At 62.0% G+C, this 23,320-nt stretch carries 20 protein-coding genes; 7 read left to right on the top strand and 13 right to left on the bottom strand.

Going from position 1 to position 23,320, the window contains the following annotated elements; translation table 11 throughout:
• Window positions 1-328: 328 nt before the first annotated feature.
• From IB279_RS28060 to IB279_RS28040, 5 genes are all read left to right on the top strand, one after another.
• The gene (locus IB279_RS28060) at window positions 329-1,561 is read left to right on the top strand and encodes a 3-methyl-2-oxobutanoate dehydrogenase (2-methylpropanoyl-transferring) subunit alpha (protein WP_034787158.1); all 1,233 of its coding nucleotides are present in this window, start codon (window positions 329-331) and stop codon (window positions 1,559-1,561) included.
• Between the two features lies 1 nt (window position 1,562).
• Complete coding sequence (locus IB279_RS28055; protein WP_034787163.1) at window positions 1,563-2,576, top strand: alpha-ketoacid dehydrogenase subunit beta; 1,014 nt, start codon at window positions 1,563-1,565, stop codon at window positions 2,574-2,576.
• A gap of 1 nt (window position 2,577) precedes the next feature.
• Entirely contained in the window at window positions 2,578-3,876 is a 1,299-nt protein-coding gene (locus tag IB279_RS28050; protein WP_112771878.1) for a dihydrolipoamide acetyltransferase family protein, read from the top strand.
• Window positions 3,877-3,883: 7 nt separating this feature from the next.
• On the top strand, window positions 3,884-5,278 hold the full coding sequence (gene lpdA / locus IB279_RS28045; protein WP_112771877.1) for a dihydrolipoyl dehydrogenase: 1,395 nt from the start codon (window positions 3,884-3,886) through the stop codon (window positions 5,276-5,278).
• Between the two features lie 135 nt (window positions 5,279-5,413).
• On the top strand, window positions 5,414-6,595 hold the full coding sequence (locus IB279_RS28040) for an acetyl-CoA C-acyltransferase (RefSeq protein ID WP_112771876.1): 1,182 nt from the start codon (window positions 5,414-5,416) through the stop codon (window positions 6,593-6,595).
• A gap of 99 nt (window positions 6,596-6,694) precedes the next feature.
• On the opposite strand, the gene purU is transcribed toward IB279_RS28040, so the two are convergent.
• The 5 genes from purU to hmgA all read right to left on the bottom strand — a co-directional run bounded on the left by purU (window position 6,695) and on the right by hmgA (window position 11,765).
• A complete protein-coding gene (gene purU, locus IB279_RS28035; RefSeq protein WP_034787183.1) occupies window positions 6,695-7,579 on the bottom strand; it encodes a formyltetrahydrofolate deformylase in 885 nt (294 codons plus the stop codon).
• Between the two features lie 198 nt (window positions 7,580-7,777).
• Window positions 7,778-8,416, bottom strand: a complete 639-nt coding sequence (maiA, locus tag IB279_RS28030) for a maleylacetoacetate isomerase (RefSeq protein WP_060604589.1) — start codon at window positions 8,414-8,416, stop codon at window positions 7,778-7,780.
• Between the two features lie 20 nt (window positions 8,417-8,436).
• A complete protein-coding gene (locus tag IB279_RS28025) occupies window positions 8,437-9,462 on the bottom strand; it encodes a fumarylacetoacetate hydrolase family protein (RefSeq protein WP_034787188.1) in 1,026 nt (341 codons plus the stop codon).
• A 69-nt stretch (window positions 9,463-9,531) separates the two neighbouring features.
• Complete coding sequence (locus tag IB279_RS28020) at window positions 9,532-10,401, bottom strand: MBL fold metallo-hydrolase (RefSeq protein ID WP_060517466.1); 870 nt, start codon at window positions 10,399-10,401, stop codon at window positions 9,532-9,534.
• Window positions 10,398-11,765 (bottom strand): homogentisate 1,2-dioxygenase, encoded by a 1,368-nt coding sequence (gene hmgA / locus IB279_RS28015; protein ID WP_060517464.1) that lies wholly within the window; start codon window positions 11,763-11,765, stop codon window positions 10,398-10,400. Before hmgA ends, IB279_RS28020 begins: the two co-directional genes overlap by 4 nt.
• Before the next feature lie 173 nt (window positions 11,766-11,938).
• Between hmgA and IB279_RS28010 the strand changes: the two genes are divergently transcribed.
• On the top strand, window positions 11,939-12,403 hold the full coding sequence (locus IB279_RS28010) for a MarR family winged helix-turn-helix transcriptional regulator (protein ID WP_060604581.1): 465 nt from the start codon (window positions 11,939-11,941) through the stop codon (window positions 12,401-12,403).
• Window positions 12,404-12,407: 4 nt separating this feature from the next.
• On the opposite strand, the gene IB279_RS28005 is transcribed toward IB279_RS28010, so the two are convergent.
• Window positions 12,408-12,887 (bottom strand): Lrp/AsnC family transcriptional regulator, encoded by a 480-nt coding sequence (locus IB279_RS28005; RefSeq protein ID WP_034787199.1) that lies wholly within the window; start codon window positions 12,885-12,887, stop codon window positions 12,408-12,410.
• Window positions 12,888-13,018: 131 nt separating this feature from the next.
• Between IB279_RS28005 and hppD the strand changes: the two genes are divergently transcribed.
• Window positions 13,019-14,131 carry a 4-hydroxyphenylpyruvate dioxygenase gene (hppD, locus tag IB279_RS28000; protein ID WP_112771875.1) on the top strand — a complete coding sequence of 371 codons (1,113 nt, stop codon included), beginning with the start codon at window positions 13,019-13,021 and terminating at the stop codon, window positions 14,129-14,131.
• Window positions 14,132-14,287: 156 nt separating this feature from the next.
• Here the strand turns inward: hppD and IB279_RS27995 are convergent, their stop codons facing one another.
• From IB279_RS27995 to IB279_RS27965, 7 genes are all read right to left on the bottom strand, one after another.
• Window positions 14,288-15,244, bottom strand: a complete 957-nt coding sequence (locus IB279_RS27995; protein ID WP_112771874.1) for a glycoside hydrolase family 26 protein — start codon at window positions 15,242-15,244, stop codon at window positions 14,288-14,290.
• 23 nt (window positions 15,245-15,267) lie between these two features.
• Entirely contained in the window at window positions 15,268-15,783 is a 516-nt protein-coding gene (locus IB279_RS27990; RefSeq protein ID WP_034787207.1) for a DUF995 domain-containing protein, read from the bottom strand.
• A gap of 50 nt (window positions 15,784-15,833) precedes the next feature.
• Window positions 15,834-17,798: a glycosyltransferase family 2 protein gene (locus tag IB279_RS27985; protein WP_112771873.1), complete on the bottom strand. Its 1,965-nt coding sequence runs from the start codon at window positions 17,796-17,798 to the stop codon at window positions 15,834-15,836.
• Window positions 17,795-18,778: a UDP-glucose 4-epimerase GalE gene (galE, locus tag IB279_RS27980; protein ID WP_034787210.1), complete on the bottom strand. Its 984-nt coding sequence runs from the start codon at window positions 18,776-18,778 to the stop codon at window positions 17,795-17,797. Before galE ends, IB279_RS27985 begins: the two co-directional genes overlap by 4 nt.
• A gap of 1 nt (window position 18,779) precedes the next feature.
• Entirely contained in the window at window positions 18,780-19,820 is a 1,041-nt protein-coding gene (locus IB279_RS27975; protein ID WP_112771872.1) for a UDP-glucuronic acid decarboxylase family protein, read from the bottom strand.
• Between the two features lie 540 nt (window positions 19,821-20,360).
• Window positions 20,361-21,161, bottom strand: a complete 801-nt coding sequence (locus IB279_RS27970) for a response regulator transcription factor (RefSeq protein ID WP_060517453.1) — start codon at window positions 21,159-21,161, stop codon at window positions 20,361-20,363.
• Window positions 21,162-22,272: 1,111 nt separating this feature from the next.
• Window positions 22,273-23,202, bottom strand: coding sequence for a siderophore ABC transporter substrate-binding protein (locus IB279_RS27965; RefSeq protein ID WP_034787212.1), 930 nt, complete (start codon window positions 23,200-23,202; stop codon window positions 22,273-22,275).
• Window positions 23,203-23,320 lie beyond the last annotated feature (118 nt).

Below are 23,320 nucleotides of genomic sequence, written 5' to 3'. Positions count from 1 at the left end.
GATTCTATCTTTCTTCGCCTGCCCCTGCCCCGCAACACGGAAAGACCTTCATAAGCCCCGGAACTCGTGGCAGTCTGTGAGCATTCCCGTCGGGAGAGCGGGGGCTTTTAGGAGGAGTCTGTGCAGACCTTGGGCGGAGGAGCCTTGCCGGTCACATTGCACGTCCTCGTACACCTCAGGCCCATCGTTATCCCGTCCCAGAGCATTTCCAGCGAGGGTCCTAGCGCCTTTGCGTCCGGAAATGCGTGAGAACAGAAATGAAGAGCGGTTCGACTGGAACCGATCTTGATTTGGTGCACTGCGCACTCCGGAGGAGGCCGGAAACCGCATGAGCGATCTCGATCGACTTAGCCTGCATGTCCCCGAACCCGCCGTTCGGCCCGGCGGCCAGCCGGATTTCTCCAACGTCAAGATCCCGAAGGCCGGCTCCGTGCCGCGCCCGGAGGTGGACGTCGCGCCGGAAGAGATGCGCGACCTCGCCTATTCGATCATCCGCGTCTTGAACCGCGACGGCGAAGCGGTTGGTCCCTGGGCCGGGTTGCTTTCGGATGACGAGTTGCTCTCCGGCCTCAGGCACATGATGCTGCTGCGCGCCTTCGATGCGCGCATGGTCATGGCCCAGCGCCAGGGCAAGACCTCCTTCTACATGCAGCATCTGGGCGAAGAGGCCGTCAGTTGCGCCTTCCGCAAGGCGTTGGTGAAGGGCGACATGAACTTCCCGACCTATCGACAGGCCGGTCTTCTGATCGCCGACGGCTATCCCATGGTCGAGATGATGAACCAGATCTTCTCGAACGAGAGCGACCCTCTGCGCGGCCGGCAGCTGCCGATCATGTATTCCTCCAAGGAGCATGGCTTCTTCACCATCTCCGGCAACCTCGCCACCCAATATGTGCAGGCGGTCGGCTGGGCGATGGCGTCGGCCATCAAGCGCGACACCAAGATCGCAGCCGCCTGGATCGGCGACGGCTCGACGGCGGAATCGGACTTCCACTCGGCGCTCGTCTTTGCCTCCACCTACAAGGCGCCCGTTATCCTCAACATCGTCAACAATCAGTGGGCGATCTCGACCTTCCAGGGCATCGCCCGCGGCGGCTCCGGCACCTTTGCCGCCCGCGGCCTCGGCTTCGGCATTCCGGCCCTGCGCGTCGACGGCAACGACTATCTCGCCGTCTACGCCGTCGCCAAATGGGCGGCCGAGCGCGCCCGTCGCAATCTCGGTCCGACACTGATCGAATACGTCACCTACCGCGTCGGCGCCCATTCGACCTCCGACGATCCGAGCGCCTATCGCCCGAAGACGGAATCCGAAGCCTGGCCACTCGGCGATCCAGTCTTGAGATTGAAGAAGCACCTGATTCTGCGCGGCGCCTGGTCGGAAGAACGTCATGCGCAGGCGGAAGCCGAGATCACCGACGAAGTGATCCAGGCCCAGAAACAGGCCGAGGGCCACGGCACGCTGCATGCCGGCGGCAAGCCGTCGGTGCGCGATATCTTCGAGGGCGTCTATGCCGAGATGCCGCCGCACATTCGCCGCCAGCGGCAGAAGGCAGGATACTGATATGGCCAGAATGACAATGATCGAAGCCGTGCGCAGCGCCATGGATGTCTCCATGGAACGCGACGACAATGTCGTCGTCTTCGGCGAAGACGTCGGCTATTTCGGTGGCGTCTTCCGTTGCACGCAAGGCCTCCAGGCGAAATACGGCAAGACCCGCTGTTTCGACGCGCCGATCAGCGAAAGCGGCATCGTCGGCACGGCGATCGGCATGGCCGCCTACGGGCTGAAGCCCTGCGTCGAGATCCAGTTCGCCGACTATATGTATCCGGCCTACGACCAGATCACCCAGGAAGCGGCCCGTATTCGTTACCGCTCCAACGGTGATTTCACCTGCCCGATCGTCCTGCGCATGCCGACCGGCGGCGGCATCTTCGGTGGCCAGACGCACAGCCAGAGCCCCGAAGCGCTTTTCACCCATGTCTGCGGCCTGAAAGTCGTCGTGCCCTCCAATCCCTACGACGCCAAGGGCCTGCTGATCGCCTCGATCGAGGACCCCGATCCGGTGATGTTCCTGGAACCGAAGCGGCTGTACAACGGTCCCTTCGACGGCCACCATGACCGGCCGGTCATTCCCTGGTCGAAACACGATCTCGGCGAGGTGCCGGAAGGCCATTACACCGTTCCGATCGGCAAGGCGGAAGTCCGCCGAGAGGGCTCCGCCGTCACCGTCGTCGCCTATGGCACCATGGTGCACGTGGCGCTCGCGGCTGCCGAGGAAACCGGCATCGACGCCGAGGTGATCGACCTGCGCAGTCTGCTGCCGCTCGACCTCGATACGATCGTCAAGTCGGTCGAAAAGACCGGGCGCTGCGTCGTCGTGCACGAAGCGACGCTGACGTCGGGCTTCGGCGGCGAAGTGGCCGCCCTCGTGCAGGAGCACTGCTTCTACCATCTCGAAGCGCCCGTTGTGCGCGTCGCCGGCTGGGACACGCCCTACCCGCACGCGCAGGAATGGGACTATTTCCCCGGCCCCGCGCGCGTCGGACGCGCGCTCGTCGAAGTGATGGAGGCCTGACATGGGCGAATTCGTAATCAAGATGCCCGATGTCGGCGAAGGCGTGGCCGAGGCTGAACTCGTCGAATGGCATGTGAAGCCCGGTGACCCCGTGCGCGAGGACATGGTGCTCGCCGCCGTGATGACCGACAAGGCGACCGTCGAAATCCCCTCGCCCGTCACCGGCACCGTGCTCTGGCTCGGCGCCGAGGTGGGCGACACCGTTGCGGTGAAGGCGCCATTGGTGCGCATCGAAATCGCTGGCGAAGGGGAAAGCTCGACGGCGGCTGACGACAAGCCGGTTGCCAAGGCGGAAGAGAAGCCCGTTGTAAAGGCCGAGGCGCCCGCACCGGCGGCTAAGCAGGCGCAACCCGCCAAAATCGAGGCAAAAGCACCGGCCGCGAACGGCGTCCAAGCCAACGGCGTGCACCAGACTGGCGAGCGGCTGGAAAAGGCACTGGCTTCGCCCGCCGTGCGCCTGCGCGCCAAGGAAAGCGGCGTCGATCTGCGCCAGGTGACCGGCACCGGTCCGGCCGGCCGCATCACCCATGATGACCTCGACCAGTTCATCGCCCGCGGCGCCCAGCCGGCGCTTGCGCCGGCCGGCCTGCAGCGCAAGACCGCCGTCGACGAGATCAAGGTAACCGGCCTTCGCCGTCGCATCGCCGAGAAGATGTCGCTTTCGACCTCGCGCATTCCCCACATCACCTATGTGGAAGAGGTCGACATGACGGCGCTCGAGGACCTGCGGACGACGATGAACCGCGACCGCAAACCCGACCAGCCGAAGCTGACCATCCTGCCCTATCTGATGCGCGCGCTCGTGCGCACCATTGCCGATCAACCCGCCGTCAATGCCACCTTCGACGACGGCGCCGGCATCATCAGCCGCCATCACGCCGTCCATATCGGCATCGCCACGCAGACGCCGGCCGGCCTTACCGTTCCGGTCGTGCGCCATGCCGAAGCGCGCGGCATCTGGGACTGCGCCAACGAGCTCAACCGCCTGGCGGAAGCCGCCCGCACCGGTACGGCCACCCGCGACGAACTCACCGGATCGACGATTACAATATCTTCGCTCGGCGCACTCGGCGGCATCGCCTCCACCCCGGTCATCAACCACCCGGAAGTGGCGATCATCGGCGTCAACAAGCTCGCGATCCGGCCGGTCTGGGACGGCACGCAGTTCGTGCCGCGCAAGATCATGAACCTGTCCTCGAGCTTCGATCACCGCGTCATCGACGGCTGGGATGCGGCCGTCTTCGTGCAGCGGCTGAAGACCCTGCTCGAAACGCCGGCGCTTATTTTCGTGGAGGCCTGAGGCGATCATGAAGGAAATTTCCTGCAAGCTGCTCGTCATCGGCGCCGGCCCCGGCGGCTACATCTGCGCAATCCGCGCCGGCCAGCTCGGCATCGACACGGTCATCGTCGAAAAGGCGAAAGCCGGCGGCACCTGCCTCAATGTCGGCTGTATTCCCTCCAAGGCCCTCATCCACGCGGCGGAAGAGTTTCATAAGCTGCGCTCGGCCGCTTCCGGCCGCAGCCCGCTCGGTCTGTCGCTCGCCAATCCGACAATCGACCTCGCCCGCACCGTCGCTTGGAAAGACGGCATCGTCGGACGGCTGAACGGCGGCGTCATCGGCCTTCTGAAGAAGGCGGGTGTCAAGGCGGTGATCGGCACCGCTCGTTTCGTCGACGGCAAGACCGTCGATGTCGAGACCGAGATCGGACTGCAGCGCATCCGCGCCGAGACGATCGTCATTGCCACCGGCTCGGCGCCGGTCGAGCTGCCCGACCTGCCTTTCGGCGGGTCGATCATTTCCTCGACCGAGGCCCTGTCGCTGAAAAGTGTGCCGAAGAGCATCGCCGTCATCGGCGGCGGTTACATCGGTCTCGAACTTGGCACCGCTTTCGCCAAGCTCGGCAGCCACGTGACCGTACTCGAAGCGCAGCCGCGCATTCTGCCGCTCTATGACGCCGATCTGACGAAACCGATCGCCAAGCGTCTCGGCGAACTCGGCATCGAGGTCTTCACCCAGACGGTCGCCAAGAGCTACTCCGCCGAAACCGGCAGCCTGCAAGCCGAACACAACGGTCGCGCAATCGATGTCGCCGCCGAAAAGGTGCTGGTCACCGTCGGCCGCAAACCCGTGACCGAGGGCTTCGGCCTTGAGGAAATCGACCTCGACCGCACTGGCCGCTTCATCCGCATCGACGACCAGTGCCGGACGTCCATGCGCGGCATCTATGCGATCGGCGACGTCACCGGCGAGCCGATGCTGGCGCACCGCGCCATGGCGCAAGGGGAAATGGTGGCGGAGATCGTCGCCGGTCACAAGCGCAGCTGGGACAAGCGCTGCATCCCGGCCGTCTGCTTCACCGATCCGGAGATCGTCACCGCAGGGCTGTCGCCCGACGAGGCGCGTGCGAGCGGCATCGAGATCAAGATCGGCCAGTTCCCCTTCCAGGCGAATGGCCGCGCCATGACGACGCTTGCCGAAGACGGTTTCGTTCGCATCGTCGCTCGCGCCGACAACCACCTGGTGCTCGGCATCCAGGCCGTCGGCCACGGCGTCTCGGAACTCTCGGCAAGCTTCAGCCTGGCGATCGAAATGGGCGCGCGCCTCGAAGACATCGCCGGCACGATCCATGCGCATCCGACGCAATCGGAAGCTTTCCAGGAGTCCGCGTTGAAGGCGCTGGGGCACGCGCTGCATATCTGACGTCGAGGGGCGGTTGGGGCAAAAGTGCCCCTCATCCGGCCTGCCGGCCACCTTCTCCCCGCCACGCGGGGAGAAGGACACACGCGGGGCACGCACTCGCGCCAACCATTGCCTTTTGCCGTATGGGAGAAAGACATGAGCAGAACTGACCCGATCGTCATCGTTTCGGCGGCCCGCACGCCAATGGGCGCCTTTCAGGGCAGCCTCAAGGATTTGACCGCGCCGGAAATCGGCGCCATAGCGCTCAAAGCCGCACTCGATCGAGCCGGCCTTGATGCTGTCGACGAGGTGTTGATGGGCAATGTGCTGCCGGCCGGCATTGGCCAGAACCCGGCGCGCCAGGCAGCCCTTGGTGCCGGCCTCGGCAAGGAAACGCCGTCGACGACCATCTCCAAGGTCTGCGGCTCCGGCATGAAGGCGCTGATGCTTGGCCACGATGCTCTGCTGTCCGGTAGCGCGTCGGTGCTTGCGGTCGGCGGCATGGAGTCGATGACCAACGCGCCCTATCTGCTGCCGAAAGCGCGCGGCGGCTTCCGCCTGGGTCATGGCGAAGTCAAGGACCACATGTTCCTCGACGGCCTCGAAGACGCCTATTCCGGCCGGCTGATGGGCACCTATGCCGAGGACACGGCCGAGCACTATCAGTTCTCGCGCGCCGATCAGGACGGCTTTGCGCTGCGATCCCTGGAGCGCGCAACCCGCGCAGCTGAGGATGGTTCCTTTGCCGCGGAAGTCGTGGCAGTCGCTGGCGCCGGCAAGCGCCAGACCGCCAATCTCGACCGCGACGAACAGCCGACCAAATCGGATCCGTCAAAGATCCCGAAGCTGAAACCCGCCTTCCGCGACGGCGGCAGCGTGACGGCCGCCAATTCGTCGTCGATATCAGACGGGGCAGCGGCGCTGATCCTGATGCGCGCCAGCGAAGCGGAAAAGCGTGGGCTGACCCCGCTTGCTATCGTCGCGGGCCATGCGGGCCACGCCCAGGAGCCGGCCTGGTTCACGACGGCCCCGATTGGCGCAATCGACAAGCTGCTGGCAAGGCTCGCCTGGGAGAAGGGCAGCGTCGGCCTCTACGAAATCAACGAGGCCTTCGCCGTGGTGGCGATGGCGGCGATCCGCGACCTCGGCCTGTCGGACGAGATCGTCAACATCAACGGCGGCGCCTGCGCACTCGGCCATCCGATCGGAGCATCCGGCGCCCGCATCATCGTGACATTGCTTCACGCCATGCGCGCCAACGGCGTCAAGCGCGGCATCGCCTCGCTCTGCATCGGCGGCGGCGAGGCGACGGCGGTCGGGCTTGAGCTGTTGCAATAGCGTAGCGCGTTCCGGTCGCCTCGCGCTCCAACCTACGAGAAACGCCGCCGATCGAACCGGCGGCGTTTCTCGTTTTCAGCATGCGATTTGCCTGACGCCTCACCCCATACGCTCGGAAGCATAGGAGCCGGGGCTCGGCGGGAAGACGACGACACGGTTGCCGTTGATGAAGCAACGGTTGTGGATATGGGCGTGCACGGCGCGCGCCAGCACCTGGCTTTCCACGTCGCGGCCGATCGAGACATAGTCTTCGGCGCTCTGGGCGTGGGTGATGCGGGCGATGTCCTGCTCGATGATCGGGCCTTCGTCGAGGTCGGCGGTGACGTAGTGCGCCGTCGCGCCGATCAGCTTCACGCCGCGCTCATAGGCCTGCTTGTAGGGGTTGGCGCCCTTGAACGACGGCAGGAAGGAGTGATGGATGTTGATGATGCGGCCCGACATCTTCTTGCAGAGCGCGTCGGACAGGACCTGCATGTAGCGGGCAAGCACGATCAGTTCGGCGCCGGTCTGGTCGACCAGTTCCAGCAGCTGGGCTTCCGCCTTCGGCTTGTTCTCCTTCGTCACCTTGATGCAGTGGAACGGGATATCGTGGTTGACCACCACCTTCTGGTAGTCGAAGTGGTTGGAGACGACACCGACGATATCGATCGGCAGTGCGCCGATCTTCCAGCGATAGAGCAGGTCGTTGAGGCAATGGCCGAAACGCGACACCATGAGCAGCACCTTCATGCGCTCCTCGCTGTCGCGGATCTCGGCGTTCATGTCGAAGCGCTTCACCACCGCTTCGAAACCTGCCTTCAACTCGTCGAGTTTTGCGCCTTCCTGGCTGATGAAGCTGAGACGCATGAAGAACAGGCCGGTTTCGAGGTCGTCGAACTGCGAACTGTCGGAGATATAACAGCCCTTTTCGGCGAGATAGCCGGTGATCGCGGCGACGATGCCACGGGTGGTCTTGCAGCTGACGTTCAGCACATAGCTTTTCATCGGTATGTCTCTCGCTCCAGAGGTTTTTCCGGCCCCCCTTATACGGCCAGTCATACAAAAACTAGCGCGGCCTTTTCGCCGCCGTCGATCCATTCGCGACATTCGCTTGACGGAACCGGCCAGAGAAGGCGGCCCGCAGGATGCGGGCGCGCCCGAAGGTGCAAGGAGAAGGGATCAAGCGAGAAGCCGCGTGGCCCCTCAGCGCGGCGTGCGGTCCGGGTGTGCGCGGGCGAAAGCCTCGATCTCCGCGCAGTTCTGGTCGATCGCGACCAGCCGCGGACAGGCCGAAAGATCGACGTCCCATCGGCGGGCATTGTAGACCTGCGGCACAAGGCAGAAATCCGCCATGGTCGGCATGTCGCCATGGCAGAAGCGCCCGGTCGCGGAATGGTCGAGCAACCGTTCGAAGGCGGCAAGCCCCTCGCCGATGAACTTGCGCATCCAGTTGCGCCGCGCCGCCTCGCTGTCCTCGGCATTGGCCATGACGTGGGACACGACGCTGAGATTGCAGACGGGGTGGATGTCCATGGCGATCGCATAGGACAGGCTGCGCACCCGCTGACGACCGATGGCGTCTTCCGGCAGGAAGCCGGAGGTTGCCCGGGTCTCGGCGAGGTACTCGATGATGGCGAGCGATTGCGTGAAGCGCTCGCCATCGATCTCAAGGACAGGCACGAGCCCTTGCGGGTTGCGGACCAGATGCTCCGGCGCCTTGTGTGCCTTGGCAAGCAGGTCGACCGGCACAGAACGATAGCTTTCACCGAGGCTGTTGAGCGCGATGCGCACCCGATAGCTCGCCGACGAACGCCAGTAGTCGTAAAGGACGGTCTCGCTCATGCCTTGCCCGTTCGTGTCAGTCAGCCGTTTGCGACTGTGTTGTAAGCTTCGACGGTCTGCTCGATAGCTCCGAAGATGGAATGACCGGTTTTGTCCTTCATCTCGATGCGCACGACGTCGCCGACCCTCAGGAACTGGGTTTTCGGCGCACCGCCGGCGATCGTCTCGATCATCCGGAGTTCAGCGATGCAGGAATAGCCGGCACCGCCTTCCGCAACGGGCTTGCCCGGTCCGCCGTCGAGCTTGTTGGAAACGGTGCCCGAACCGATGATCGTGCCGGCGGAAAGCGGCCGGGTCTTGGCCGCATGCGCGACCAGCTGCGCAAAATCGAAGGTCATGTCGATGCCGGCATTGGCGCGGCCGAAGGGTTTGCCGTTGAGGTCGACTTGGAGCGGCAGGTGCAGCTTGCCGCCGTCCCAGGCGTCGCCCAGTTCATCCGGCGAAACGGCAACCGGCGAAAAGGCCGACGACGGCTTTGACTGGAAGAAACCAAAACCCTTGGCAAGCTCGGCCGGGATCAACCCGCGCAGCGACACGTCGTTGACGAGCATGACGAGCTGGATCGCCGCCCGTGCCTCGTCGATGGTCGCACCCATCGGCACGTCGTCGACGATGACGGCGACCTCGCCTTCCATGTCGACGCCAAAGGTCTCGTCGGCAAGCGGGATCGGATCGCGCGGCGCAATGAAGCTGTCGGAGCCGCCCTGGTACATCAAGGGATCGGTCCAGAAGCTTGAAGGCATCTCGGCATTGCGGGCCTTGCGCACCAGCTCGACGTGATTGACGTAGGCCGAGCCGTCGGCCCATTGGTAAGCGCGCGGCAACGGCGACAGCGCATCATGTTCATGGAAGCGGATCGTCGGCTGCGAACCGGTCTCGATCCCTTCGGCGACGCGCGCAAGCCGAGGGCCCGCATGCGCCCAGTCGTCGAGCGCTGCCTGCAGCGTGCGGGCGATGTGCCCGACCTCCGAGCAGCGGGTAAGATCGCGGGAGACGACCACGAGCTTTCCGTCGCGCGTACTGTCCTTGAGTGTCGCCAGTTTCATGCAGTCCTCCCTCTCAAACTTCTCATTGTTCCAGACCGACGACCGCTTCGCGGCCGTCGCGGAATTTCTTTACGCGGACGAATCGTCCGCAATCTTCACAACAAGGCCGTCGGTGGCGATCGTCAAGGCGCCCGCCCAGTTTTTGCGAGCCGCCGCAATCCAGTGGGCCTCAGATATCTCGGGGTCGTCGGCGGGGATGAGGTGATGCAGCACCAGCCGGCCGACGCCGGCAGCCGCCGCGATCGCCGCCGCCTGTTCGGCGAAACTGTGGCTCGCCAGCAGATGCTCCTTCAGCCGCGCGCCATTGCCGGTGCGCGCCACCAGCCGGTCGACGCCTTCGGCGAGCATCGCCTCATGCACGAGGATGTCAGCTCCTTTGGCGAAATCAGCAAGCGGTGGGAAATAGGCCGTATCGGACGAGAACACGACCGAGCCTTCCGCATCGTCGAACCGAAGCGCAAAGCAATCGGTCACCGGCGGATGGTCGACGCGCAGCGCCGAGAGCGTCAGGCCGTTCTCGGAGAAGATCTCGCCTTCCGAAAACTCGATGACCTCGACCAGCATCCGCAGGTCGGGCCGGCCCTCATCGACGATACGGATCTCGATGTCGAAGGCCATCGATTGCAGGAAGCCCTGCCAGTAAGCGCGGGTGCCTGCGGGGCCGAACACACGTACCGCCTGCGACAACCCCGCGGTCCAGGCCGTGTGAATGAGCGGCCCGAGTTCCAGCACATGATCCGAATGCAGATGGGTAATGACGATCAGGTCCAGCGTCTTCAGCGCCACACCGGCATCGGTCAGTCCGCGCGTGACGCCAAGGCCGCAATCGACGACAACCGTCCGGCCGCCGATTTGAAGCAGAGACGACGTCGGCCACGGGCCGCCCGGCCGGATCGCCGGACCGCCCTTGCTGCCGAGCAAAACCAGGCGTGAACTCAAGACCAATCGCCTTCCGGCGTCCCGTTGAACCGCTTCTTGAGATCCGTCCAGCAGTCGATGTAGTTGTCCTGCAACGTCTCCAGTTCGGCGGCGTAGCGGGTCAGTTGCTGCGGGAAGCGGGTCTCGAACATGAAGGCCATCGTATGGTCGAGCTTCACCGGTTTCAACTCGCTATTCGTCGCTTTGTCGTAGCCCGACGCATCGGGCCCATGCGCCAGCATCATGTTGTGCAGGCTCATGCCGCCGGGAACGAAGCCCTCTTCCTTTGCGTCGTAGCGACCGTAGATCAGCCCCATGAATTCGCTCATGATGTTGCGGTGGTACCAGGGCGGACGGAAAGTGTGTTCAGCCACCAACCAGCGCGGCGGGAAGATTACGAAATCGATATTTGCCGTGCCCTCTTCGCCCGAGGGCGCCGTCAGCACCGTGAAGATCGACGGATCCGGATGGTCAAAGAGGATCGCGCCAACAGGCGAATAGGTCTTGAGGTCGTATTTGTAGGGCGCGTAGTTGCCATGCCAGGCGATGACGTCGAGCGGCGAATGTCCGATCTCGGTTACGTGGAAACCGCCGCACCACTTCACATGCACGCGGCAGGGCGTCTCCTTCTCCTCGAAGGCGGCGACCGGCGTCTTGAAATCGCGCGGATTGGCCAGGCAGTTTGCGCCGATCGGACCGCGATCCGGCAGCGTGAACTTGGCGCCGTAGTTTTCGCAGACATAGCCGCGCCAGACCTTCTCGTCGCCAAGTCGCGTCACCTTGAACATGGTGCCGCGTGGCACGATGCAGATCTCGGAGGGTTCGACGTCCATCTTGCCGAGCTCGGTGAACACCTGGATCGCGCCCATTTCCGGAACGATCAGCAGCTCGCCGTCGGCATTGAAGAAATAGTCGTCCACCATGTCGGCGTTGAAGGCATAGGCATGCGCTGCCATGCCCGAATGCGTCGGCGCATCGCCCGCCGTCGTCATCGTGCGGATGCCCTGCAGGAAGTTCAGCTTTTCCGTCGGCTCCGGCAGCGGATTCCAGCGCAACTGGCCAAGCGCCAGGGAATGCTCGGCGACATGCGGCGCCGTCTTCCAGTGCGGATAGTCGATTTTGTTGAAACGTCCGGTGTGGCGAACGCTCGGGCGGATGCGATAGAGCCAGGACCGCTCGTTGGTGCCGCGCGGCGCGGTAAAGGGGGAGCCCGAAAGCTGCTCGGCATAGAGGCCATAGGCACATTTCTGCGGGCTGTTCTGCCCTTGCGGCAGGGCGCCCGGCAGGCTCTCGGTCTCGAAATCATTGCCGAAGCCGGGCATGTAGCCAAGCGCTTCGTTGGCCTTAGCCTGTGTCCCGGCCTGTTTTCCTGCCTTGTCCAGCATCGTCGATCCTCCTCATGGCGCCCTGCTTCGGCTTCGCGAAGCGACCTGTTCACAGGTCCGGCGCAATTCCAAATACCGCGGCGACGGCCTTTTCCCAGGGTGGACGCAGGCGTCGCCTTCGGCATATTAGTTGCAATCGTAACTATCGATATTGTAACTATCAAGGATGCCCGATGGCCGCCGATGGCTTCGAACTCAATGCCTTCCTGCCCTATCGGCTGAACCGCGCCGCGGAATTCGTCGCGCTGCGCTTTGCCGCCCAGTACAAGGCGCGCTACCAGCTCACGCGCCCGGAATGGCGCACTCTGGCCGCCCTCGGCAGCACAAGCCGCCCGATGACGGCCACCGAAGTCGGCGCGCACTCGGCCATGCACAAGACCAAGGTCAGCCGCGCCGTCGCCTTGCTCGAAAAACGCCGCTGGCTGACTCGGCGCGAAGACGAAAACGACCGCCGCATCGAACATCTGGAACTGACGAAGACCGGCATCCGGGCCTATGGCGAATTGACGGAGCTTGCCGTCCGCTATCAGGCGGAACTCGACACGCTGATCGGGCCGGCCGGGATACAGGCGCTCGCCGTCGGGCTGGAAGCAGTGGAACGTGCCATCGGCAGGTTCGACCCTCCGCCCTCTGCCTGAGGCTTCAGCCCTTCATCCGCTCGGGGATCGGCACGCCCTCGAAGCTCTTTAACGTTTCAAGCACGATCGACGTCTTCACATGCTGCACGCTGTCGTGCGGCAGAAGCACGTCATTGACGAAGCGCGACAGCCCCGCAAGATCCGGCGTCACCACCCGCATGTGGTAGTCCATCTCGCCGGTGAGCGCATAGGCCTCCAGCACCTCCGGCAGGCCGGAAATGAGCTTGCCGAAGCGCTTGGCATTGTCGCGATTGTGGGTGGCGAGCGTGACCGAGATCACCACCATCAGATCGAGACCGAGCTTCTGCCGGTCGATCTGTGCCTGGTAGCCGGTGATGTAGCCTTCCGCTTCAAGCCGGGTGCGCCGGCGCGAACATTGCGATGGCGAAAGCGCGATGCGTTCCGACAGTTCGTTGTTGGTCAGATGCCCGTCACGCTGCAATTCGCTGAGGATCTTGAGATCGAACCCGTCAAGCTGCTCCATTCGTGCATCCTAATACGCAATTTTGCATGTTTCGTGCGCCATTCTGTCTAAACCGCGCAAGAATACAAGCATCATGCATGGGAATTGCGTCATACTCCAGCAAAGTTTGGAAGAATAAGAGGAGACTTCCGATGGGCCCCTTCCCGCATGACGCCCCGCCGGCAACGATTACCGCTGACAATCCCGCCGGCACCGACGGCTTCGAGTTCGTCGAATTCGCCCATCCGGAACCGGAAAAGCTGGCCGAGCTCTTTACTCGCATGGGCTACAGCCCGGTCGCCAAACACAGAAGCAAGAACATCACCGTCTGGCGCCAGGGCGACATCAATTACATCCTGAACGCCGAGCCTGGCTCGCACGCCATGCGCTTCGTCGACGAACACGGCCCCTGCGCCCCGTCGATGGCCTGGCGCGTCGTCGATGCCAAGCACGCCTTCGAGCACGCAGTCTCGAAGGGCGCCATCCCTTACGAAGGCAAGGACAAGTGTCTCGATGTCCCGGCGATCGTCGGCATCGGCGGGTCGCTGCTCTATTTCGTCGAGACTTACGGTGCCAAGGGCTCGGCCTACGAGGCCGAATTCGAGTGGACCGGGGAGCGCAATCCGAAGCCCGAGGGCGTCGGCTTCTATTATCTCGACCACCTGACCCACAACGTCTATCGCGGCAATATGGACAAGTGGTGGGCCTTCTACCGCGAACTGTTCAACTTCACGCAGATCCACTTCTTCGACATCGACGGCCGCATCACCGGCCTCGTCAGCCGCGCGATCACCTCGCCCTGCGGCAAGATCCGTATCCCCTTGAACGAGTCCAAGGACGATACGAGCCAGATCGAGGAATATCTGCGCAAGTACAAGGGCGAAGGCATCCAGCACATCGCCGTCGGCACCGAAGGCATCTACGATGCCACCGACAAGCTGTCGGACAATGGCCTGAAGTTCATGCCGGGGCCGCCGGAGACCTACTACGACATGTCTCACGACCGTGTGCACGGCCATGATGAGCCGATCGAGCGGATGAAGAAGCACGGCATCCTCATCGACGGCGAAGGTGTCGTGAACGGCGGCATGACCAAGATCCTCTTGCAGATCTTCTCGAAAACCGTAATCGGCCCGATCTTCTTCGAGTTCATCCAGCGCAAGGGCGACGAGGGTTTCGGCGAGGGCAACTTCCGCGCGCTGTTCGAATCGATCGAAGCCGACCAGATCCGTCGCGGCGAACTGGGTCCGCAGGCGGCCGAGTAAGCAGGTCCGGCATCGGCCGGACGGCACCGCCCAATCAAATCAGCCTCTCGCCTCAAGCGAGGGGCTTTTTACTTTGGAGACCTGGGCCACCCGCAAGCCAGCTGCGCCCAGTGTACCCCCAACGTGCCCCAAGAGGGGCACGCATCGGCGAGAGCCTCAGTTCGTGGCGTCGTTGACCACGCGCCAGTTTGGCCGACCAAGGTCGTGCGGCCAATCGATGACGTCGCGGTCGTTGAAGTAGACGACCTCGGCGAGATTGGGGAACTGCGAATCCGCTTGCGTCGCGGCGTTCATCCAGGGCTGCATATAGGCTTGGCTGCCTTCCCATCCGAGCTCGGCCACCCATATCGGCTTGTTGTATTTGGCGACCAGGTCGTAGCCGGGTTTCAGTGCCTCGGTGAAGGTCTTCGGCGCGCCGTATTCGATCTTGTCAAACGGTTCGAGCCCGAAGACCGAGAGGCCGACGAGATCGACGTAGTCATCGCCCGGATAGTAGTCGACCAGGTTCGGCAGCCCCTTGGGCGACCACATGATCTGCGCTTTTGGCGCTTTCGCCCGCACGATGTCCATCGCGTGCCGGTAGGCCTTGATCCAGTCCTGGGGCTCCCAGCCGGCCCAGGAGAAACGCCCGGACGTATCTTCCATTTCCTGGCCCCAGCGCACGATGACTGGGCTCTTCAGCCCGGCAATCGTGTTGGCGATTGCTTCCATGTTGGCGTCATACTCACCTCTGAGCATGCGGTCGCGAAGCTGCGCCGGCGTCAGTTTCCAGTCCAGCGACCAGGACCAGGGCTCGATGGTGATCAGCAGGTTGCGATTGCGCTGGAGCGCGTACTCGTCGGCGACCTGCAGGGAAGCGAGGTCCACGTCTTCCCAAGGCAGGAACAGGGCCTCGGTCGAGACATCGCTCTGGGCGCCGAAATCGCCATGCGGATCATAGGCACCGAACTTCGTTCCGCCCGGGTGAATGACCGGACGTTTATCGCTCATCGTCTGTTCTGCACTGGTCGCAGGATTGGCTTTCTCCTGCGCCAACGCGGATACCAAGCTTGCACTGAGATCCAGCTGGAGAGCCAGAGCCGTGCATAGCGCGAATGCCAATTTGCGTTTCATTTCATCCTCCTGCAGCAGAACGTCTATTTCTTGGCCAGGAACTGTTCCTTCAGCCGGAGTGCCTTGGCCGTGATGTTGTCGTGGGCGACGAAACGTTTGTACTCGTCACCGGCGCGGGGCTTGGCATGGCTGAAGACGTACCACTTCCCGTTGGGCACCTTGCGTTGATAGACCGTGTCGCCGATCCGGGCGTGACCGAAGCAGCTCCGGGCGTTGCCGGCATTGGCCGAGGTCGTCCAGGTGGCCTGCATGCACATCATGCCGAGGTCGCTGACGTACCAGTTGCCTTCGGCAAAGGAACGATCGCCCTTGCCCTTGTCGACGAACGCCACGAGCTTGCGCCCGTGGGCTTCGAACCGGGCACCGCCTGTCGACCACTCCCAGGTCTTGTTGCGGTAGAGCGAGTAGACCTCATAGGCGCTGAGCGGCTTTGGCTTGACTTCCATCTTCGCCTTGACCGGCTCGGCGCCGAAATAGACCGCGGCCGCTGCCAAAGGCACCAGCAGCGGGAGAGCTATGACTTTCAACGACCCTTTCATTGCATTTCTCCTCGCATTGGAGACCACACACACTCGACTGCTTGCCGTCGTCATGACGGCACATGAAACCGACCGACCTTCCTGGTCGTTATCGTTTCCCTGTTACTTTGCTGGATGACATTCGATGCACTGATTTCGCCGCGCGCCTGCCCGTCGGATGGCTGTGAAAACCCTCTCCATTTCAGGCGGAAGCGAACGGTTTTGAGATTGGTGCCGCTGCCGGCACCGGCGACCGTGTATCTCGTTTCGGTGAAGCTCACGAACTGCAGGCCGTGCGACAGCGCCTGGGTTGCCTCGGCCCCATGGCGCACGGCCGATTGAGCCGAGAGCACCGAGACCAGCACCAGGCACCCGGCCGTCGCCGCCGTCATCGTCGACCGCGGGATCAGGGCCAACCGGTTTTCGCGTGCGTGGCAAATGAGGATCACCGCCACCAACCCCGCATAGATGAGCGCGTTGATGCCGGCGAAGACATAAAACCCGCGCGCCGTGCCGGCATCGGAGATACCCCAGGCGACCAGAGCCGATGCCAAGGAGAGCACCAGATAGGGCATCAGCACCCGCAGCGGCAAAGGCGCGGCGGCCCCGCCACCCTTCGGCGTGATGCGGAAGTCGACGAAGGAGCCCGTCAGATGATCGCGCACCGCCGCAAGGCAACCGAGCATCGACCAGGGCCAGCGTGCAAACAGGAACAGCGTGCCTTCCCAGCTCAGGACGCGTGCGTCATAGGGCCGGAACGTGCCCGTCGAGCGCCAGAAATAGGCAAGCGCGATCAGCACCAGCGAGAGCGGCGCGAAATGCAGCAGAAATTCCGGATAGGTGACGGCGACGAAGGTCCGACCGGAGACGAGCGCCACGATCGGCATCAGGAACATCAGCGCCATGAACGACGAAAACAGCGGATACCAGAGCTGCGAGAACAGGAACTGGAACTTCAGCCGCGGCGACAGCTTCGGCACGTAGACCGGCGAGTATTTCAACAGGATCGTGACGAGGCTTCGCGACCATTGGAACTCCTGAACCACGAGATCGGCGAAATTGGCCGGTCCGTCGCCATGGGCGATCGCGTTCAGCGCATGCACGCCGCGCCAGCCATGGGCATTCATGATCAGCGTTGTCGAATGGTCTTCGGCAAGTTCGGGCCCAAGCCCACCGATCTGCTTCAGGGCCTTCGTCCGAACGGCATAGTGCGAACCGATGCACAGCGGCGCCCAGCCGTTGTTGTAGCCGGCCTGCAGCGAGCCGTGCATGCTGGCCTCCGCGTGGAGCCTCCCGCGCGCTGCCCAGCTGGTGGCGGCGTTGGCATCGCAGATGCTCGGCGCCGAGACATAACCGACAGACGGGTCGTTGAACGGGCGCAGCACCTCGACGAGATAGGTGGTTTCCGGCACATGATCGGCATCGAACTGGGCGACGAAATCGTAGCGCTCGTAGCCATAGTGATCGTAGAAATAGGCGAGGTTTCCCTCCTTGCACCGGGTCCGGCGCGGCCAGGAAGAGCGATGGTAGTCTGCGACGCCCTTTCGCGTGGAGATCATCACCCCGCGCGCCGCGCACCAGGCAATCGTGTCCGGCGACGGATCTTCGTCGGCGAGCCACACGTCGAATTCGCAGCCGGTCTGGTCGAGCATGGCGAGCAGCGTCTTGCGCACCACCGAAAAGGGTTCCGAAGGCGCCTTGGTTACCACCATCGCGACCCGCCCCTGCGGCACCGGGCCGGCGCTTGCCGCCATAACCTTCGCGCCGGAAAAGATCACGATGAAATAGACCGGCAGCAGCGTGATCCATCCGACGACCACCGTGATCAGCACATAGGACGGCCAGTCGACGACGTGGGCAGGATCAAGCCACCACTGCCAGAAATACAGGAGGGCGCCAAACCATGCGGCAATGCCGAGGACATGGAGCAGTCGCAGCCGGCCCGAAAACAGGGCGGCGGGCGCCGAAGCGGCCTTCCGGCTCTGCCGGAAGGCGATCGTCTCATCCGGTTTCGCGGTTTCCAGCGACCAGTTCATGAGCGCACCTCCAGGCCGAAGCTCGGCGCGGCCGTCGCGATGATCGTGTCGATGTCCGAAAGCTGCGGACGGAAACCCAGCCTCTGGCGCGCCCAGTTCGTGTCGGCATAGAGAACCGGCGGGTCGCCGGGCCGGCGCGGCAGCATCTGCACCGGAACCGGCCGACCGGTGACCCGGTCGATGGCCGACAGCACCTGCCGGACCGACGTCCCATGGCCAGAACCGAGATTGGCGTGCAACACCTCGCCGCCGTCGCGCAGATAGTTCACCGCCGCCACATGCGCGTCGGCAAGATCGGTCACGTGGATGTAGTCGCGGATGCAGGTGCCATCCGGTGTCGCATAGTCGTCGCCGAAGACATCGAGCCTGTCGATCCGCCCGGCCGCCGCCATCAGCGCACGGGGAATGAGATGCGTTTCCGGATCGTGTTTTTCCGTCAGCTGCCCTTCCGGATCGGCGCCGGCCGCATTGAAGTAGCGCAGCGCCACCGAGCGGATGCCGTAGGCGCGGGCATAGTCGCCAAGCATCAGTTCGATCATCAGCTTGGTGCGGCCGTAGGGATTGATCGGCAGCTGAACCATGTCCTCGGTAATCGGCAGCTGCGGCGGGATACCGTAGGTGGCGCACGAGCTGGAAAAGACGATGCGTCCAAGTCCGGTCGCCCGGCAGGCTTCCAGAAGCGCGATGCTGCCGGCGACATTGTTTGTGTAGTATTTTCCCGGATCCTCGACCGATTCCCCGACATAGGCGGATGCGGCAAAGTGGATGAGGCATTCGGGCGAATGGGTCCGGATTGCCGCCGCCAGTCGTTCCTTGTCCTCGATCGCCCCCTCCACGAGGGGGCCCCATTTCACGTTGGCTCGATGCCCCGTCGAGAGATTGTCGTAGACGACGGGAACGATGCCCTGCTCAGCCAGACGCTTGCAGGTGTGGCTGCCTATGAAGCCGGCTCCGCCGGTGACCAGTGCGACGCGAGACATGTCATACCGCCTCTCCGGCCACTGCGCGACCGGCCGCACTGAGGCGCTCGTCGAAATGGGCGATCGTGCGCTCGAGGCCTTCGCGCAGCATCACCTTCGGCTCCCATGCGAGCTCACCACGCGCCTGGGTGATATCGGGTCGCCGCTGGCGAGGATCGTCGGTGGCCGCCGCCAGATGCACGATGCGCGAGCGCGAGCCCGTCATCGAAAGCACCATTCGCGCGAGCTCGAGAACCGTGAACTCTCCGGGATTGCCGAGATTGATCGGCCCGGTGCACGGGTCGGCCGAGACCGAAAGGCGGAGGAAACCGTCGATCAGGTCGTCGACATAGCAGAAGGAACGGGTCTGGTGCCCGTCACCATAGATCGTCAGGTCCTTGCCCTGGAGGGCCTGGACGACGAAGTTGGATATCACCCGCCCGTCGTCGGGACGCATGCGCGGACCGTAGGTGTTGAAGATACGCGCGACCTTGATCTTCACGCCGTAAGTCCGGTGGTAGTCGAAGAACAGCGTCTCGGCCGACCGTTTGCCTTCGTCATAGCAGGCTCGCGGCCCGATCGTGTTGACGTTGCCGAAATAGGTTTCCCGCTGCGGACTGGTCAGCGGATCGCCATAGACTTCCGAAGTCGAGGACTGGATGACGGTGGCGCCAGTGGCCTTGGCGTTTTCGAGCGCATGCAGCGCGCCGAGAACGTTCGTCATCAATGTCCCGACCGGGTCCGCCTGATAGTCCGGTGGTGACGCGGGGGAGGCAAAGTTGAAGATGACATCGGCATCGATCAGGTAGGGCTTTCGAACGTCGTGATCGATGATGTGGAGATGGGGGTCCTGCGCCAGATGAGAGAGATTTTCGCGCCGGCCGGTCGAAAAGTTGTCAAGACAGATGACCGTATGACCCAGGGAAATAAGTCTTTCGCAAATATGAGATCCGAGAAAACCACTTCCACCCGTTATTAGTATTCTCTTCGGTATTCCTGCGATCTTCTTAAGAAACTCCCGCTGTCCGACCACGGACAGCGGTCCCGTGACGACCTTTCGCATGCGCACCTCCAATTATTAAACTCACCATTTTCGTTGGTGATTTGGAGACGGGATGCGAGCGCAATAGATAATAAAAATATTCTCTTTATTACAACGACACGCACAACCCGACAAAAAATAAACTATTCAATTTCAATCAATATTTTTTAGATTCTCAATTTCAATATTAGCTAATTATCAAATACGAACCGTCCAGTCAATATGTATGGAATTTATTTCCAGTAAATAATCCAAAATTACAACAAATTACTATTGACATAATCATATGTGATTACATTTCAGCCAATCCAGGCCAAAAGTAACGAAATATTTACCAGTATATTCTAGGGTAATTTTCGGTGTGATCTTTCGAGCTTTCACGCACCTGTCGAGGAGACATGCCACAGCGGGACCGCCCGGCCAATCGCCGGGGCAGGCTCAAAGTAGCATTTGATTTCGGGAATCAGCCCCAGGAGAACGCACCTGGGGCCGAGTTGAACTTGGCACGCCTTCGACGACGGCCAAGCCCTCAAGCAGACAAATGTCTGCCTTACGTCGCGCCTAGTTCTTCCAACGCGACAGGAGGACGTCGCCGTTGCGCTCCGTCGCCGCATCGTTGGTGAAGTATCGAGACGCCGCTTCCGTACGGTTGCGAACGTTCATCTTCTTATAGATGTTGCGGACGTGAACCTTGACGGTATTTTCCGACAGCCCGAGCCGGTCCGCGATGATCTTGTTCTGCGTGCCCTTGCAGATCAGATCGAGGATCTGGACCTCGCGTGTCGTCAGGCCATCGGGGCCAGCATCGCGCTTGCGCCGTCCTGTTCCCGAAACGGTCGTCTGGCCCGGGGCCTCCCCGCGCCGGCCATAAAGGCTGTTCGCCGCGAAAGGCTCGGGAGAAAGCCGCCGCAGCAGAGCCGCCGGGAAATGTTCGCCGCCCTTCATCAGTAAGTCGATGGCCGCAAGGCAGACATCCAGATTGAGGTTCAACGGCAGGACGCCATGGATGAGGCGCTCTTCGACGAAGCCGGCAATCGACGGATCGAGTTCCTCGGCATTCTCCACCACCAGGCCAATCGATGCCCGCGGGTGGAACTCGTGAATGGTCCGCAAGATAGCCGGAAAGGACTTGGGAGGCATCCGGTACAGCATGATCAGCGTGACATCGACGAGACTACCGTCAAGCAGATTGTCGGGATCGGAGAAGCTGACGATATCGTGCCCTTGAAACCTGGACCCGACGGCCTGCATCAGGCATTCGGCGAACAGGTCGATCTTGGCGAGCATTACGATTTTTTTCTTTTGTGACAAAGCCTTGTTGTTATCTTCAAAATCACCCACTTTGGAGCTTCCAGGATACATTACGCCCTCCTAGGATTTTTCCATTTATTTTTATGGGTGCCCCGGTCTGGCCGTGGGCACGCCCCACTTTCAAAAAATTTATTCGGAACCACTTATGCGTCACGATTATTCCTGTGCGATAAAATTCGCGATAGCTAATGTAACGTAAAGATCTCCGCAACGAAACAGCCCAAAAGGATTAGAGAAGCGCCGGAAGGGCACTTAAATCGTTATAAATCGAACCATCTTTGGGTTATATTGCTAACGTTCTGTTTACCAAGACGCGGAACGCTCTCAAAAACAAGCCTCTAGGATACCCCCAGCAGAGCGAGCGTCCTATGCATTTCTGCCAAGACGGACCCGACGGCGCGCGATAAATGGATTAGTTAAGCGGCCTCGTGCAGCCGCGCTTAACCCCCCTCTTCCGCTCCGATATACGCAGGAATACTTAGTTGGTACTAGGAGGCCCGTCCGCTGCTGTCGACGATAGCCCGAAGCCAAGCGCAAAGCGTGGAAAGCGCGGAGGTACCGGTCGGCAGATGCCCCTGAAAAAGCAGGGGATTTCCTCGCTGCGCCAATGGCTTGCGGTCGATGGCTAGGCGAGAAAGTGTCAGTAATTACAAACCACTAACTAGAATTGGTATCTTCCGCGCCACGCGATTTGGTGTCAAATTGAGCGTTCGTTCCGGAAGATCAAAAGGGACCGGCTGAGCGCCACCAAGCGCTTCCAGCCGTGAGAAGCCTCGACCTCCGGAGAGTAGCGTCAGCGTTCCACCGAGTAAGCGTAAAGCAAGTCAACATACAAACCGGACCTAAATCCGGGCATAAATTATATAAAAAAGTAAAAACTAAAATAAATTTAGCAAAAAAGCGAAAATCTCTAAATCAAGATATTATCGTTCTTCCAAACGGAGCCAACACCGGAAAAATACCGTAAGAGTTAAGGGTATTTGGTGTTGGCCTCCCCTTTTTCCGAAATCCGCTCCAGCAACGAAAACCGCGCCCGGCGACGTCAGGCAACGCCGAAAGAGGCAGCCATGACCAGCGCGCCTGGAAAGCGGCGCGCTGCCTGTCACTCAATGATGCAATCGGGCACCACGCGGCGACACCGCAAGGCGGCTCGCCGCTGCGATCACTTCTTGCTCAGCGCCTGCGCCAGCTGATCGACAATGTCCTGTTGCGACTTCAGGCCCGATGCCGTGAGGTAAAGCTTGGCGGAGTCGAGATAAACGACGTGTCCGTCCTTCCAGGCCTTGGTCTGCCGCACGAGTTCGTTGTCGAGCAGGGCCGCTGCCGGCTGTGCCTGCTGGCCGATGGCTGCATCGCGATCGACGACGAAGATCCAGTCGGGGTTGGTTTCGAGAATGTATTCGTAGGAAACCGCCTGGCCGTGGGTCGCGACCTGCAGCTCGGGATCGGCCGGCTTGATCCCGAAGACGTCATGCAACGCGCCGAAGCGCGATCCCTTGCCATAGGCGCTGATCTTTCCGCCGGTCGTCAGCAGGATGAGACCCGTTCCACGTTCCGCAGCAAGGCCACGCAGCGCCTCGATCGAGGAATCGAGCTTGGCGATGCTTGCCTTGATCTCGGCTTCTTTGCCGAAGATCTCGCCGAGGATCTCTGCATTCTTCTTGACGCTGCCGATCAGATCCTTGTCGTCCGAGGTCAGGTCGATCGTCGGTGCCAGTTTGGCGACTTCAGCATATTTCGCCTGCGACCGCCCGCCGACGATGACGAGGTTGGGCTCCGCCGCATTGATCGCCTCGAAGTCGGGTTCAAACAGCGTGCCTATCTTCGCATAGGTGTCGGCCTTGTACTTTTCGAGCGACGGCGGGACGGCCGATCCGGGGACGCCGGCGACGGCGACGCCGAGCATATCCAGCGTTTCCAACATGCCGAAATCATAGACCAGCACGGTCTTCGGGTTTTTCTCCACCTCGGTGACGCCGCTGCTGTGTTCGATCTTCAGTGTTTCGGCCATCGCCACCGATGCGCCGCCAACCGTCATCACGGCCGCGACGAGCAGTCCGCGCAAACCATTAGAGAAGGGAGATATATTCATGACTATTTACCTCATGTTTTCTCCTCCTCCCTAGCGCGATTTTCCCGGGAGGGCAATGCGCGCATTCCGCGTCATTCCCGCCTCACAAAACTTGACGAAGCCGATCATATATATGACT

The organism is Ensifer sp. ENS06 (assembly GCF_014852205.1).
In the GTDB taxonomy this organism is placed as follows: Bacteria; Pseudomonadota; Alphaproteobacteria; order Rhizobiales; family Rhizobiaceae; genus Ensifer; species Ensifer adhaerens.
This window is presented reverse-complemented; position numbering and strand designations above follow the sequence as displayed.